Source organism: Peribacillus sp. ACCC06369 (assembly GCF_030348945.1).
Taxonomy (GTDB): Bacteria; Bacillota; Bacilli; order Bacillales; family DSM-1321; genus Peribacillus.
In genome coordinates this window covers 5,207,265-5,220,350 of the sequence record NZ_JAUCEN010000002.1, presented here as the reverse complement: position 1 = coordinate 5,220,350, position 13,086 = coordinate 5,207,265, and the positions used below count along the sequence as shown (strand labels likewise).

The following is a 13,086-nucleotide window of genomic DNA, read 5'->3' as shown; positions in this document are numbered from 1 at the left end:
CAAACCGCCTGTCCCATTAGGCATATATTCTTAACCAAGCTAATAAGATGTTATAAACCATGCAAAGAGAGTGTTTGAGGTGAGGAATCGTTTATTACAAATTATCTAATAGGTGAATAATTCTATCTTTCATTGTTTATAGGGCAGCGGTATTCGATTCGAAAAATACGAATCTCATTTCACACTTCTCACATCCAATCTGGGGAGGTCGAGTGGTGTGCACGATTACATCAAAGAAAGAACTATCAAGATAGGAAAGTATATCGTGGAAACTAGAAAAACAGTCCGCGTCATTGCAAAAGAGTTCGGAGTCTCTAAAAGCACAGTGCATAAAGACTTAACAGAGAGGCTGCCAGAAATAAATCCTGATTTGGCTAACGAAGTGAAGGATATATTGGATTATCATAAATCCATCCGTCACCTAAGAGGTGGAGAAGCGACAAAATTAAAATATAAACGATCTGAAAGAGAAGAAGAAATCGTTAAATAATTTTTGATACCATTCCGGCAATTGGAAGTGAATTATGCAAATCAGGGAATGAATAAGGGGACATGAAAGTGTGTCAGCCTATTCCTTAACCTTGATTGCGGTTCCATGCCGGGATTTTTTTATGGGAAAAGACGGGGAATAGTGCTTAAGACATCTAATTTTTTTACATATTGGAAAAATAGGAAATAATAGTCTGTATTAGCGTTTATTTATAATTCATACTTACTTGTGTCAATGCAATATGGTAAAATAAACAATTAGGACAGAAGTAGGTTATATGTGAGGATATTCAAGGAGGATTTAAGAAATGTTTGCTAGAGATATTGGGATAGATCTTGGAACAGCCAATGTTCTTATACATGTCAAAGGTAAAGGAATTGTGTTAAATGAGCCTTCGGTAGTAGCGATTGATAAGAATACGAACCGTGTTCTTGCTGTCGGGGAAGAAGCTCGTAAAATGGTAGGCCGTACTCCAGGAAACATCATCGCAATTCGTCCTTTAAAAGACGGTGTCATTGCGGATTTTGATGTAACAGAATCGATGCTTAAGCATTTTATCAATACATTGAATGTGAAAGGTTTCCTTTCAAAGCCTAGAATTTTAATCTGCTGCCCGACCAACATAACAAGTGTCGAACAAAAGGCGATTAAAGAAGCTGCTGAAAAAAGCGGAGGGAAGAAAGTATTCCTTGAAGAAGAACCAAAAGTGGCTGCAATTGGTGCCGGCATGGATATTTTTCAACCAAGCGGCAATATGGTCGTAGACATTGGCGGGGGTACAACGGATATTGCCGTTCTTTCAATGGGGGATATCGTTACATCTTCTTCTATTAAAATGGCCGGTGACAAATTCGATAATGAAATTTTACATTATATCAAGCGGAAGTATAAGCTTCTGATTGGTGAACGTACAGCGGAAAACATTAAAATCCAGGTTGCAACCGTCTTCCCTGGTTCACGTAATGAAGTCATCGATATTCGTGGACGCGATATGGTATCAGGATTACCTAGGACCATTTCGGTCAATTCGAAAGAAATTGAGGAAGCTCTTCGCGAGCAGGTTTCCATCATTGTACAAGCTGCAAAAAGCGTACTTGAGCGGACGCCGCCTGAACTTTCTGCTGATATCATCGACCGCGGTGTCATTTTAACAGGTGGTGGAGCATTGCTTCACGGGATTGATTTACTCCTTGCTGAAGAACTTAAGGTACCAGTACTCGTTGCCGAGCACCCAATGGATTGTGTAGCAATCGGAACAGGGATCATGCTTGATAATATGGATAAATTGCCACGGCACAAATTCAACTAAAAAGCGGATGGGAATCTGCATCATAAGATAGGGGTCTAAGGTTCAGACAAACATGAGGCATAGAGAAAGTGCGTGCAGTTCTAGTACTGATGAGCAATAGGCCCTCTTCTTTTAGTCGAGAATTTAACACCATTCCTTTAAATCTGACCTAGCCTACGATAAAAGACAAATTCTTCTGCCTAATGCTTTTTCTTTTTCCTTAAGATACTGATGTTCATGACCGATAAGATAGATATGGGAAATTGAACGGGATAAGTTATGTAGAATGAGGAGTGAAGAAGATGTTAAGAGGTTTTTATACGGCTGCTTCCGGGATGCTTACACAGCAAAGGCGCACAGAATTGCTCACAAACAATATGTCCAATGCGAATACAACAGGGTATAAAGCGGATCAAACGAGTGTAAGGTCGTTTCCTGAAATGCTTATCAGCAATATAGGTGGTAAAACGATTCCTACGGAGAACAAATTCAGTATGTCTCAATTATCCCAGGTTGGGGGGCTCAGTACGGGCGTTTACGTACAGGAGGCGAATCCTTTATTTACCCAGGGTACATTGGAGGAAACCCAGCTTAATACGGATATATCCTTGGCTGATGAAAACCTTCCGATCAATGAAGAAACCGGCCGGCAAGGGTCGGTGTTTTTTACTGTTCAGGATGGTGAGGGCGACGTCCGTTATACGCGTAACGGCAATTTCACTCTAGATGGGCAAGGTTATCTGACTACACCTGCCGGTCATTATGTATTGAACGAAAATAATGAACGGATCCAGCTTGATAGCGATCGGTTCACTGTAACGGAAAACGGTGTTATTTTGGAAGGAAATGTTCAAACGGCACGTATGGGCATCGGTTATTCAGATGATCCATCATCACAGCTCATGAAGGATGGGGAAGGCCTTTATAAGGCAGTGAATGATGGGGAATTACCTAACGCATACGCGGCTGCAGATATTGGTTTTTCTACTAAGCAAGGCTTTCTTGAAGGCTCCAATGTTGACCAATCGAGATCGATGACAGAAATGATGTCGGCATACCGCTCTTTTGAAGCGAGTCAGAAGGTTCTTCAAGCCTATGATAAAAGTTTGGATAAAGCGGTCAATGAAGTTGGCAGGCTTTAATTGAACATTAGAAGAAAAATGCCTTTGGGAATTTGAACATGTAAGGGGAAAATCCATGAATCGGACCATGATGACAGCGACCAATACGCTGAACCAACTTCAAAGTAAAATCAATCAAATAAGTAATAATATCGCTAATGTGGACACGACTGCCTACAAAAAGACCCAAACGAGTTTCAATGACTTATTGACACAGAGTTTCAATAATCAACCGAGTGATACCAAGGAAAAAGGAAGGTTGACCACACCTGGCATTCGACAGGGAACAGGTGCTAAGATAAGCCAATCTCAATTGGTGCTTTCACAGGGAGCCTTAAAGACGACGGACCGTAATCTTGATGCTGCAATCACTAGGGAGGACCAATTCTTCACCGTAAGCGTTCAGGACGATAATGGGGTCAATACAAGGCTTACAAGGGATGGGTCCCTTTATTTATCTCCTAATGCCAATGATCCCGATCAAATGATGCTCGTTACCTCTGCGGGACATAAAGTCCTTGATGAAAATGGTGAACCGGTCCTCATGGAGGGAAATATTAAAGACATTAAGATTTCGGAAAATGGCATATTGATAGTGGATACGGAAGAATATGGCGAAAGTAGTTTTGGGCTAGGAATCGTCTCGGTAAAGAAACCACAATTTCTTGACCGGCTAGGGGGAAATTTACTTGGCATGCCCGAAAACTTCATTGCCTTGGGTGTTACTGAAGAAGATATCATGACTGAATTAACAGGGGATTCCCGCAACCAGGCAGCAGTCCGTCAAGGCACTCTGGAGTCCTCAAATGTCGATCTTTCCAAAGAAATGACGGATCTAATCAATGTTCAGCGGTCTTACCAATTTCAATCCCGGGCAGTAACGATGGCTGATCAAATGAGCGGATTAGTCAATGGAATCCGTTAAGGTATCTGGTAAATAAAATGTCTCCCTGCGGAATTAGAGCAAATCGGTTATAATGAATTCATAACAGAATCATTCGTGCCTATCATTTTTGCATAGCTGCTGAATTTCTAAAATCAGTCGGCGAGTTTTCTTAAAAGGAGCTTTCACATTCAATATGGAACAAAATCGTGTAATGAGACAACAAATTGAAGAAGAGATAAAGGAAGTTGAGACGAAACCGAATCGTAGAATCAAGGTCCGGCTTTTGCCAATTTGGCTTCGTTTACTCATTGTTATCGGATTGATTTTCATTGCTGTATTATCCGGGGCACTATTGGGATACAGTGTGATCGGTGGAGGACATGCAATGGATGTTTTCCAAAAATCCACATGGACCCATATTATTGATATAGTGAACAAGGGCGCGTAGTTCCATGTTTTTTGAGTAGTTGCTGTCATTATCGGATTTATATTACATGGCAACTACGCCTCTGTCTTCATGACAGGGGCGAGTTTACGTTATATTTGAAATTTTGAATTCATAGGAGGAACAAATATGCTTGATATCACACAAATAAAGGAAATTATTCCGCATCGTTATCCGTTTTTATTAGTGGACCGGATCATAGAAATAGATGAAGGGAAAAGAGCGGTGGGATTGAAGAATGTCTCGGCAAATGAAGAATTCTTTAATGGTCATTTTCCCGATTACCCAGTTATGCCTGGTGTGTTAATTGTAGAGGCATTAGCGCAAGTTGGCGCTGTAGCCGTTTTGAAACAAGAAGAATACAAAGGACGGCTTGCATTTTTCGCTGGGATTGATAATTGCCGTTTTAAAAAGCAAGTAAAACCAGGTGATCAACTACGTCTTGAAGTGGAAATAGTGCGTATGAGAGGGTCAATGGGTAAAGGAAAAGCAGTGGCAACGGTAGATGGGGAAACAGCATGTGAAGCCGATATCATGTTTGCTTTTGGTGACAAATAAGAAGTAATGCATTCATTTTCCGGGAACGGGACTAATTTAACTATATTTTTCAAAAAAATGGTTTATGGAAGCATGAAGCGGTGTATATAAATAGCACTGCATTGCTTTTTTAAAGCAAGAGCGGTTTTTAGAATTTTCTATTCTCCCTTTGAATGCCGGACATTTTTATGTCCGGCATTTTTTAATGATTAAATTCCAATAAGCGGATTTTCTTTTTAAATTTAAAATAGGACGCAAGTTATTTTCACATTCGGGCAAAATAGCTAATGATAAAGAAAGAAGGGAGGTTGCCAATAATGATGAAGAAAATTTTTGCACTACTTGGGGGATCTTTATTATCCATTATGTTCCTTGCTGGATGTGGAACGGATAATGATGACAACAACAACAATCCCGCACCAGAAGAAGATAACAACATCATTGAAGATGATAACAACGGTACAGATGATAACAACGGCACGGATGATAAGGACATGAATGATAATGATAATGATAATGGAGTGCTTGATAACGACGAGAATGACGTTGATAATAACGTTGATAATGATGCCGATGACTTGATTGAAGACGCTGAAAAAAAGGGCGACAACAATAAGTAATTAGCTTAGATTGACAAAGAAGACTGGCTTAGTTAAGAAGAGGATTTACATCCTTATTCGTCTAAGTCAGTCTTTTTTATGTCCATTCGATTAGGGGATGGGAATTATGGGAAGGATTTTTATTTATTTGTTGCCAATTTAGGCTTTGAGCGGATTTTTTGCTTGAACTCTTTTATTAATTCATCGCCGGCAAGACCCTTTTGGACCAAATCTTCTAGAAGGAGTTCTGCATATTTGCTCCGCGTTTTTTGGATGTGACCAACGAATAAGAGGCTATAATGGTTACCTACTTTTCTTATTGTGCGTAAAGCAGTGTGAAACAGGGCCGGTTCATTGTCCTTTTTGGTAATGACGGCTTGGATATATACCTCTCCGTCTATATTTGGAAGTGAGGGTTCAAGCTCTTTGAAATGATTTTCTTCTACAAAGGCCTCAAGTAACCATGATCTAGCGTCGTTTTCTTTATTTATAATCAGTCCATCTGTTAATGCAATATCAATCAAGTTTAAATTCTCAGTAACAATTTGCAACGAGATCAATTTAAATGATTTCATCTAATTCCTCCGTTTCTTGCCAGAAGAGTGGTAATTACCGCTCTTAAACGTAAATTTTAATCTTCCGGAATGGTTCATATCGATTAATCCTTTTAAAGGTAATTATATCATACTAAAAAACAGTCCCTTAATGAAATGAAAACCCAACAATTGTCTAAATTATGAAGGATTGAATAAAAATTTGCAAAATATTTAATTTTGTTAACTATTCGTTTTTTATTAAATTTTGATCGACAAAAAATGATTTTGCATCAGTTCAAACGGTTTTTTAAGAAGAAAAAGGGTGTAATAAGCCCATTTTCTTCATTTTTTAATCGATGGAAGAAAGAGTATGATAAAAGCATATTAGAGAGGAAGGAGTGAAAAAATGATTAACCAAGTTACCCTCGTCGGCAGGCTTACGAAGGATCCCGAATTAAGATACACACCCGACGGCAAGGCTGTTTCCAATATCACATTAGCAGTCAACCGGAACTTCCGTAATACTGTTGGTGACTATGAGGCGGACTTCGTACAGTGTATCATATGGAAAAAGTCGGCTGAAAATACTGCTCAGTATTGTAAAAAAGGTGCCATAATCGGCATAACTGGCAGAATACAAACAAGGAGATATGAAAATCAGGAGGGTAAATATGTATATGTAACTGAAGTAGTCGCCGAGAGGGTTCAATTCATTGGGTCTAAACAAAAAGATGTTAAGCCCAAGGAGATTGAACATATTGGTTTATAGACTTATGTGGAGGTTGATCATGTGTGAGGATATGAAGCTTGCCTGGGCAGGAGCAGGCAAGCTTTATAAGACCATACAAAAGAAAAAGCGGATGGAAGAACTCATTAGTGATTTAATCCATCATCTGGGGAAGACCCATGTGAAAACTTCCAATAATGAATCATGAATTAGTACAGATTAATTTGAAGCATACTCAATTGGATAAACAAAACAAGTATTTATATGAACATAATGAAAAATTAATGCAACGTATTTCAGCACTTGAACAAATGCGTAAAATATTTCGATGACGGGAAAAATTCCGTTAAGCTTGACTGTAGTATATAGAGTTCATTTTCACCCCTTCATTCCCCAAAGGCTAATATAGCTTTTTCCTCGCTGGGAACTCCGATTTACCCTCATATGGAATCAAGTTTTCTGATTCCCTTCCTTTAATGACTGCAAACAAGCAGTCTTTTTTTTTATGCCAAAATGTGTGAATTTAAATAAAATAAAAAAATTATTCTGTCAAGTTAGAATTTTTAGAAAATATATTGTAATATTTTAATTTTGATGCAATAATAAACCCAATAATATAATTGGAAAAAAAGTTATATATAGGAAGTGATTTGATGGACGAACCAATTATTAAGGTGAGTGGGCTGCGAACCAGTTTTCGTACTGACGATGGGGTGATCCCTGTCGTGAATTCAATCGATTTTCACGTCAATCCTGGTGAAGTTTTAGGTATTGTAGGAGAATCAGGATGCGGAAAAAGCGTAACTTCTTTGTCCATCATGGGTCTGGTTTCTTCACCTGCTGGTAAGGTGGAGGGAGAAATCCTTTTTAAAGGAGAGAATATCGCAAATGCCTCTGAAGCGAAAATGAGAAAAATTCGCGGGAATGATATAGCGATGATATTCCAGGAACCGATGACAAGTTTGAATCCTGTGTTCACTATTGGCGAGCAGTTGGTGGAGACGCTTCGGATACATAAAAAATGGAACAAAAAGCAGGCTCGGCAAAGAGTGGTAGAAATGTTGAAGCTGGTTGGCCTTGGTCGTGCCGAGGAATTGATTGATGAATATCCGCATCAACTTTCAGGTGGAATGAGACAAAGGGTCATGATAGCAATGGCCATGATCTGTGAGCCGAAACTCCTTATAGCCGATGAACCGACAACGGCTTTGGATGTGACGATCCAGGCACAAATCCTAGAGTTAATGAAGAATTTAAATAAAGAAACAGATACAGCAATCATGATGATTACCCATGATCTTGGCGTTGTGGCGCAAATGTGTGAACGTGTCATTGTCATGTATGCCGGCAAGGTAATAGAGGAAGGAAATGTGCAAACGATTTTCCAAAATCCTAAGCATCCTTATACGGTCGGATTACTTCAGTCGATTCCGGATATGCGGATAAAGAAAGAGCGACTTTACTCGATACCGGGTAATGTTCCAAAACCTGGGACAAGCAGCCTCGGTTGCCAGTTTGCCCCTCGGTGCTCCCATGCCATGGAGCGATGTTTGAATGAGACACCGTCTCTTATGAAATTTGATGAGGGCCAGCATGTTCGTTGCTGGCTGTATGAAGATGGGAAAGGAGCTGCCCTGCATGAATCAAACATTGGTTAAGGTAGAAAACCTAAAGAAACATTTTCCAATTAAAGGAGGGGTTCTAGGAAAGACCATTGGAGAGGTCAAGGCAGTGGATGGTTTGTCTTTTTCCATTTATAAAGGGGAAACTTTAGGCCTTGTCGGAGAAAGCGGTTGCGGAAAGTCGACAACGGGAAGATTATTGCTTCGATTGCTTGAGCCGAGTGAGGGGAACGTTTATTTCGAAGGAAAAGACCTGACGGCTTTATCTTCCCGTGAAATGAGAAAGATGCGCCGTGAAATGCAGATGGTCTTCCAGGACCCATTCGCTTCCCTCAATCCCAGGCATACTATTGAAAAAATATTGGAAGAGCCGCTCATCGTCCATGGGGTTAAAGATAAAAAGACGCGAAAGGCCCGTGTACAGGAACTCCTTAAGGTTGTTGGCTTAAGCAGTTACCATGCTAAAAGGTATCCGCATCAATTCAGTGGTGGCCAGCGGCAGCGTATTGGCATTGCGAGGGCACTTGCCGTAAACCCCAAGCTGATCATCGCCGATGAGCCCGTATCTGCACTGGATGTTTCGATTCAGGCCCAGGTCTTGAATCTCCTGCAGGATTTGCAGGAAGATTTTGATTTGACCTACTTATTCATTGCCCATGATCTTGGAGTGGTAAGGCATATCTCCGACCGTGTCGGTGTGATGTATCTTGGACATATAGTTGAATTGACGGAAAGTGAGGGACTTTATGAAGATCCCCTTCACCCATATACCCAGGCTTTATTATCGGCCGTACCGATCCCGGATGTGGAATACAAGGGGGATAGGGTAATCCTGCAGGGAGATGTTCCAAGCCCATCAAACCCGCCTGGCGGCTGTCCATTCCATACGAGGTGTCCGAAAGCCATGGTAGAGTGCAAAACGGAAAAGCCAATCCTGCATGAACATAAACCTGGTCACTACGTTGCTTGTCATTTATACAATTGACACGACGTATACATATATTCGCAAAAATAAGGGGGAAGAATATGAAGAAAACATTAGCTTTATTGTTGACTGGTATCCTGGCTCTTTCACTAGCGCTTGCGGGATGCTCCTCGTCTACATCAAAAGAGAAAGATGATGGTAAAGGGGGATCGAGTGATGCAAAAGGCGGCGTATTGATTTACGGTAAAGGCGGAGATGCGGTCGGTCTTGACCCAGCTATCGTAACCGATGGAGAATCATTCATCGTCACACAGCAGATTTTTGAAACGCTTGTGAAATATGGGGAAGATGATACGGAAATTAATCAGGGTCTTGCAGAATCATGGGAAGTGTCCGATGACGCAAAAACATACACATTCAAATTGAAAACCGGCATCAAGTTCCATGATGGTACTGATTTCAATGCAGATGCGGTCGTAAAAAACTTTCAACGCTGGGCGCAAAGTAAGGATGAAGGTAAATTTGCTTACTATGCTTCCATGTTCGGAGGATTTGAAGGTGATGAGGGCCATGTGATCAAAGAAGTAAAAGCTATCGATGAAAGCACGGTGGAATTCACTTTGAACCGTCCGCAGGCTCCATTCCTGAAAAACCTTGCCATGCCTACATTTGCAATAGCCAGTCCGACTGGATTTGAAAAAGAGGGAGACAGCTTCACCAAGAATCCATCTGGTACAGGTCCTTTCAAATTCAAATCATGGAAACCTGGCGATACGATTGAAGTGGTGAAAAACGATGACTATTGGCAAGATGGACTGCCAAAACTTGATGGAATCACGTTTAAGGTCATTAAAGATAACTCTGCGCGTTTAAATGCTGCAATCAAGGGTGAAATCGACCTGATGGACGGGTTGAACCCAAGTGATATCAGTAAGGTTACAGGAGATGACAAACTGCAAATATTCGAACGTGCATCCATGAACGTCGGGTACTTTGCTTTCAATGTTGAGAAAGCACCATTCGACAAGAAAGAAGTACGTCAAGCAATCTCGCATTTGATCAACAAAAAGGAAATCATTGATAATTTTTATGAAGGCACTGCAGAGCCTGCCAAGAATCCTATGCCGCCATCCGTTTCTGGCTACAATGACAAAGTCGAAGACTATGATTACGATGTAGAAAAAGCGAAAGAACTGCTTAAACAAGCTGGACTTGAAGACGGGTTTAAAATGGACCTTTGGGCAATGCCGGTACCGCGCCCATATATGCCAGATGGTCAAAAAGTGGCTGAAGCCATTCAAGCAAGCCTAAAACAAGTCGGCATCGAAGCTAATATCGTTTCGTACGAATGGGCTGCATATTTAGAGAAAGTGCAGGCTGGTGAAGCTCAATCCTTCATGATGGGCTGGACAGGCGATAATGGAGATGCGGATAACTTCCTTTATACATTATTGGATAAAGATAATATCGGCTCCAACAACTATGCCCGTTATGCAAACGATGAAGTTCATGAGCTACTGATTGAAGCCCAGTCCACGGCAGATGAAGCCAAGCGTAATGAGTTATATGGAAAAGCTCAGGAAATCATCCATGATGAAGCTCCATGGGTTCCACTTGTCCACTCTTTACCGCAGCTAGCCGGATCTAAGACAGTCAAAGGGTTTGTTCCACATCCAACTGGTTCTCAATCCCTTGTGAATGTTTCTCTAGAAAATTAACCGTACGAACCGGGTAGTATGGAATCTTGCATGCTTCCCGGTTTTGTTATGGAATGCATTTCAAAATGATCGAGGGCGCTTCGAAGGACCCTTATTTAAAAGGCGGGTGATTGTTTTGTTTTCCTATACCGTACGACGTTTAGGATCTCTCATTCCAGTGTTACTCGGAATGGCATTTATTGTATTCATGATGATTCGGGCGATTCCTGGAAATCCAGCACAGGTGATTCTAGGGCAGCAAGCAACAGAAGAGGCAGTCGCTGCAATGACAAAGGAACTTGGTTTGGATAAACCTTGGTTCATTCAATTTTGGGATTACTTATCAGGCCTGTTAAAGGGTGACCTGGGTGTATCGTTAAAAACGAATAGTCCGGTTTCTGAAGAAATTGGGCCATACCTCATGGCCACGATAGAACTGGCATTGATCGCCATGATCATTGCAGTAGTCATAGGTGTGAATGCAGGGATAATATCAGCTTGGTTCCAAAACTCATGGTTTGATTATGTAGCAATGGTTATTGCGTTGATTGGTTTGTCCATGCCTATATTCTGGCTGGGATTAATGGAGCAATACATCATTTCAATACAATGGGATTTACTACCGACGACAGGGCGGGACAATATCAGGGATCCTGTTGAGGCCATAACCGGTCTGTATTTGATAGATACACTCATTGCTGGCAGAGTGGATCAGTTTTTCGAAGTGATCAAACATCTCATTTTGCCGGGAATTGCGCTTGCGACCATTCCAATGGCCATTATTGCAAGGATGACACGTTCGTCCATGCTGGAAGTTATGAGATCGGATTTCATTCGTACGGCTCGTGCCAAGGGAATGAGAATGTTTTGGGTTGTTTACAAGCATTCCTTTAAGAATGCCTTAATTCCAGTGGTTACAGTTATCGGCCTTCAGACAGGATTACTTTTAGGCGGCGCCATATTAACGGAAAACATTTTTGGGTGGCCGGGTATCGGTACATATATTTATGATGCAATACTATCTCGGGACTATCCGGTCATACAGTCCGGAATTCTCGTCATCGCCTTTCTGTTCGTCATGATTAATCTAGTTGTGGACTTGTTGTATGCAGCAATCGATCCTAGGATTAAGTATAAATAGGGAGGGAAACTCATGCCTGAAATAGCAACGAATACATCGCCAATCCTTCCTCCCAAAGAGGCAGAGGAAAAAGTCATCTCTCCCTGGAAGGAAGGATGGAAAAGCTTTAAGAAAAATAAAGTAGCCCTTGTTGGTCTGGGGATTGTTTTATTTTTCATCTTAATAGCCGTCTTCGCACCGCTAATAGCACCCTATTCATTTGAGGGACAAAAGCTAAGTGATAAACATTTGGCACCATCTGCGGAACATTGGTTTGGAACGGATGAATTTGGCCGTGATATTTTGAGCAGGGTCATTTATGGCTCGCGCATATCAATAGGGATCGGCTTCTTATCTGTAGCCGGGTCTGTCGTGGTTGGATCTTTTTTAGGAATCATTGCCGGTTATTACGGTAGGTGGATAGATACGATCATATCGAGGGTCTTTGACATCATTCTGGCCTTTCCAAGTATCTTGCTGGCCATTGCTGTCGTGGCCGTTTTGGGACCTTCCCTTCGCAATGCACTTATTGCCATTGCCATCGTCAATGTCCCGATATTTGGCCGGCTTCTACGTTCACGGGTCTTAAGTGTGAAAGAAGAGGAATATGTAACGGCCGCGAAGGCCATTGGAATGGGAGATGGCCGCATTCTCCTTCATCACGTCCTTCCGAATAGCCTTGCACCGATTATCGTCCAGGGTACCTTGGCGATTGCTACTGCCATAATTGAGTGTGCAGCACTTGGCTTTCTCGGTCTCGGTGCACAGCCGCCAGCACCAGAGTGGGGAAAAATGCTTGCCGATTCCAGAGCATTCATCATTCAAGCACCATGGACGGTTCTTTTTCCTGGGCTTGCGATCATGCTTACGGTACTCGGCTTTAACCTAATGGGCGATGGCCTGCGTGATGCTCTGGATCCAAGAATGAAAAACTAGAAGTAAAAGGTGATGTTAGTTTTAACATCACCATCTTTTTGTCGTCTATCTTGTAAATCTATTAAAATATGAAAAATAATGACAATATCCTAGTTTGAAATAGGAAAATAGTGACTATTATCTCTTAAATTCACCCCAAAAGTTGTGATATTTTTAT

The 13,086-nt window shown here is 41.3% G+C and carries 15 protein-coding genes; 14 read left to right on the top strand and 1 reads right to left on the bottom strand.

Annotated features, from left to right (window positions below; translation table 11 throughout):
- Window positions 1-217 precede the first annotated feature (217 nt).
- The 7 genes from spoIIID (at window position 218) to QUF78_RS26460 (ending at window position 5,387) form a co-directional block, all read left to right on the top strand.
- Window positions 218-490 (top strand): sporulation transcriptional regulator SpoIIID, encoded by a 273-nt coding sequence (spoIIID, locus tag QUF78_RS26490; RefSeq protein ID WP_034315767.1) that lies wholly within the window; start codon window positions 218-220, stop codon window positions 488-490.
- 307 nt (window positions 491-797) lie between these two features.
- Window positions 798-1,799, top strand: a complete 1,002-nt coding sequence (mreB, locus tag QUF78_RS26485; RefSeq protein WP_289327037.1) for a rod shape-determining protein — start codon at window positions 798-800, stop codon at window positions 1,797-1,799.
- A gap of 281 nt (window positions 1,800-2,080) precedes the next feature.
- Window positions 2,081-2,920 (top strand): flagellar hook-basal body protein, encoded by an 840-nt coding sequence (locus QUF78_RS26480; RefSeq protein ID WP_289327036.1) that lies wholly within the window; start codon window positions 2,081-2,083, stop codon window positions 2,918-2,920.
- 55 nt (window positions 2,921-2,975) lie between these two features.
- Window positions 2,976-3,824: a flagellar hook-basal body protein gene (locus QUF78_RS26475; protein WP_289327035.1), complete on the top strand. Its 849-nt coding sequence runs from the start codon at window positions 2,976-2,978 to the stop codon at window positions 3,822-3,824.
- 154 nt (window positions 3,825-3,978) lie between these two features.
- Window positions 3,979-4,233, top strand: coding sequence for a DNA-directed RNA polymerase subunit beta (locus QUF78_RS26470; RefSeq protein WP_230159095.1), 255 nt, complete (start codon window positions 3,979-3,981; stop codon window positions 4,231-4,233).
- 126 nt (window positions 4,234-4,359) lie between these two features.
- Window positions 4,360-4,788: a 3-hydroxyacyl-ACP dehydratase FabZ gene (gene fabZ / locus QUF78_RS26465; protein ID WP_034315755.1), complete on the top strand. Its 429-nt coding sequence runs from the start codon at window positions 4,360-4,362 to the stop codon at window positions 4,786-4,788.
- A 296-nt stretch (window positions 4,789-5,084) separates the two neighbouring features.
- Window positions 5,085-5,387, top strand: a complete 303-nt coding sequence (locus QUF78_RS26460) for a hypothetical protein (protein WP_289327034.1) — start codon at window positions 5,085-5,087, stop codon at window positions 5,385-5,387.
- Window positions 5,388-5,506: 119 nt separating this feature from the next.
- Here QUF78_RS26460 and QUF78_RS26455 read toward each other — a convergent pair whose 3' ends face one another.
- Window positions 5,507-5,941, bottom strand: a complete 435-nt coding sequence (locus tag QUF78_RS26455; protein WP_289327033.1) for a YwpF family protein — start codon at window positions 5,939-5,941, stop codon at window positions 5,507-5,509.
- Window positions 5,942-6,308: 367 nt separating this feature from the next.
- Between QUF78_RS26455 and ssb the strand changes: the two genes are divergently transcribed.
- The 7 genes from ssb (at window position 6,309) to QUF78_RS26420 (ending at window position 12,929) form a co-directional block, all read left to right on the top strand.
- The gene (ssb, locus tag QUF78_RS26450; protein ID WP_289327032.1) at window positions 6,309-6,671 is read left to right on the top strand and encodes a single-stranded DNA-binding protein; all 363 of its coding nucleotides are present in this window, start codon (window positions 6,309-6,311) and stop codon (window positions 6,669-6,671) included.
- A 19-nt stretch (window positions 6,672-6,690) separates the two neighbouring features.
- On the top strand, window positions 6,691-6,837 hold the full coding sequence (locus QUF78_RS26445; protein ID WP_289327031.1) for a hypothetical protein: 147 nt from the start codon (window positions 6,691-6,693) through the stop codon (window positions 6,835-6,837).
- 445 nt (window positions 6,838-7,282) lie between these two features.
- Window positions 7,283-8,287 carry an ABC transporter ATP-binding protein gene (locus QUF78_RS26440; protein WP_289327030.1) on the top strand — a complete coding sequence of 335 codons (1,005 nt, stop codon included), beginning with the start codon at window positions 7,283-7,285 and terminating at the stop codon, window positions 8,285-8,287.
- The gene (locus QUF78_RS26435) at window positions 8,268-9,236 is read left to right on the top strand and encodes an ABC transporter ATP-binding protein (protein WP_289314335.1); all 969 of its coding nucleotides are present in this window, start codon (window positions 8,268-8,270) and stop codon (window positions 9,234-9,236) included. Before QUF78_RS26440 ends, QUF78_RS26435 begins: the two co-directional genes overlap by 20 nt.
- A gap of 41 nt (window positions 9,237-9,277) precedes the next feature.
- On the top strand, window positions 9,278-10,894 hold the full coding sequence (locus tag QUF78_RS26430) for an ABC transporter substrate-binding protein (RefSeq protein ID WP_289327029.1): 1,617 nt from the start codon (window positions 9,278-9,280) through the stop codon (window positions 10,892-10,894).
- Between the two features lie 115 nt (window positions 10,895-11,009).
- A complete protein-coding gene (locus QUF78_RS26425) occupies window positions 11,010-12,014 on the top strand; it encodes an ABC transporter permease (RefSeq protein WP_289327409.1) in 1,005 nt (334 codons plus the stop codon).
- A gap of 12 nt (window positions 12,015-12,026) precedes the next feature.
- On the top strand, window positions 12,027-12,929 hold the full coding sequence (locus QUF78_RS26420; protein WP_289314337.1) for an ABC transporter permease: 903 nt from the start codon (window positions 12,027-12,029) through the stop codon (window positions 12,927-12,929).
- Window positions 12,930-13,086: the final 157 nt, after the last annotated feature.

What these genes read in the sequence shown, in the direction of transcription:
- QUF78_RS26455 (WP_289327033.1), bottom strand. Translation starts at nt 5,941, where the DNA reads ATGAAATCATTTAAATTGATCTCGTTGCAAATTGTTACTGAGAATTTA.
- QUF78_RS26460 (WP_289327034.1), top strand. Translation starts at nt 5,085, where the DNA reads ATGATGAAGAAAATTTTTGCACTACTTGGGGGATCTTTATTATCCATT.
- QUF78_RS26420 (WP_289314337.1), top strand. Translation starts at nt 12,027, where the DNA reads ATGCCTGAAATAGCAACGAATACATCGCCAATCCTTCCTCCCAAAGAG.
- ssb (WP_289327032.1), top strand. Translation starts at nt 6,309, where the DNA reads ATGATTAACCAAGTTACCCTCGTCGGCAGGCTTACGAAGGATCCCGAA.
- QUF78_RS26430 (WP_289327029.1), top strand. Translation starts at nt 9,278, where the DNA reads ATGAAGAAAACATTAGCTTTATTGTTGACTGGTATCCTGGCTCTTTCA.
- QUF78_RS26435 (WP_289314335.1), top strand. Translation starts at nt 8,268, where the DNA reads ATGAATCAAACATTGGTTAAGGTAGAAAACCTAAAGAAACATTTTCCA.
- QUF78_RS26445 (WP_289327031.1), top strand. Translation starts at nt 6,691, where the DNA reads ATGTGTGAGGATATGAAGCTTGCCTGGGCAGGAGCAGGCAAGCTTTAT.
- QUF78_RS26470 (WP_230159095.1), top strand. Translation starts at nt 3,979, where the DNA reads ATGGAACAAAATCGTGTAATGAGACAACAAATTGAAGAAGAGATAAAG.
- fabZ (WP_034315755.1), top strand. Translation starts at nt 4,360, where the DNA reads ATGCTTGATATCACACAAATAAAGGAAATTATTCCGCATCGTTATCCG.
- QUF78_RS26480 (WP_289327036.1), top strand. Translation starts at nt 2,081, where the DNA reads ATGTTAAGAGGTTTTTATACGGCTGCTTCCGGGATGCTTACACAGCAA.
- QUF78_RS26475 (WP_289327035.1), top strand. Translation starts at nt 2,976, where the DNA reads ATGAATCGGACCATGATGACAGCGACCAATACGCTGAACCAACTTCAA.
- QUF78_RS26440 (WP_289327030.1), top strand. Translation starts at nt 7,283, where the DNA reads ATGGACGAACCAATTATTAAGGTGAGTGGGCTGCGAACCAGTTTTCGT.
- mreB (WP_289327037.1), top strand. Translation starts at nt 798, where the DNA reads ATGTTTGCTAGAGATATTGGGATAGATCTTGGAACAGCCAATGTTCTT.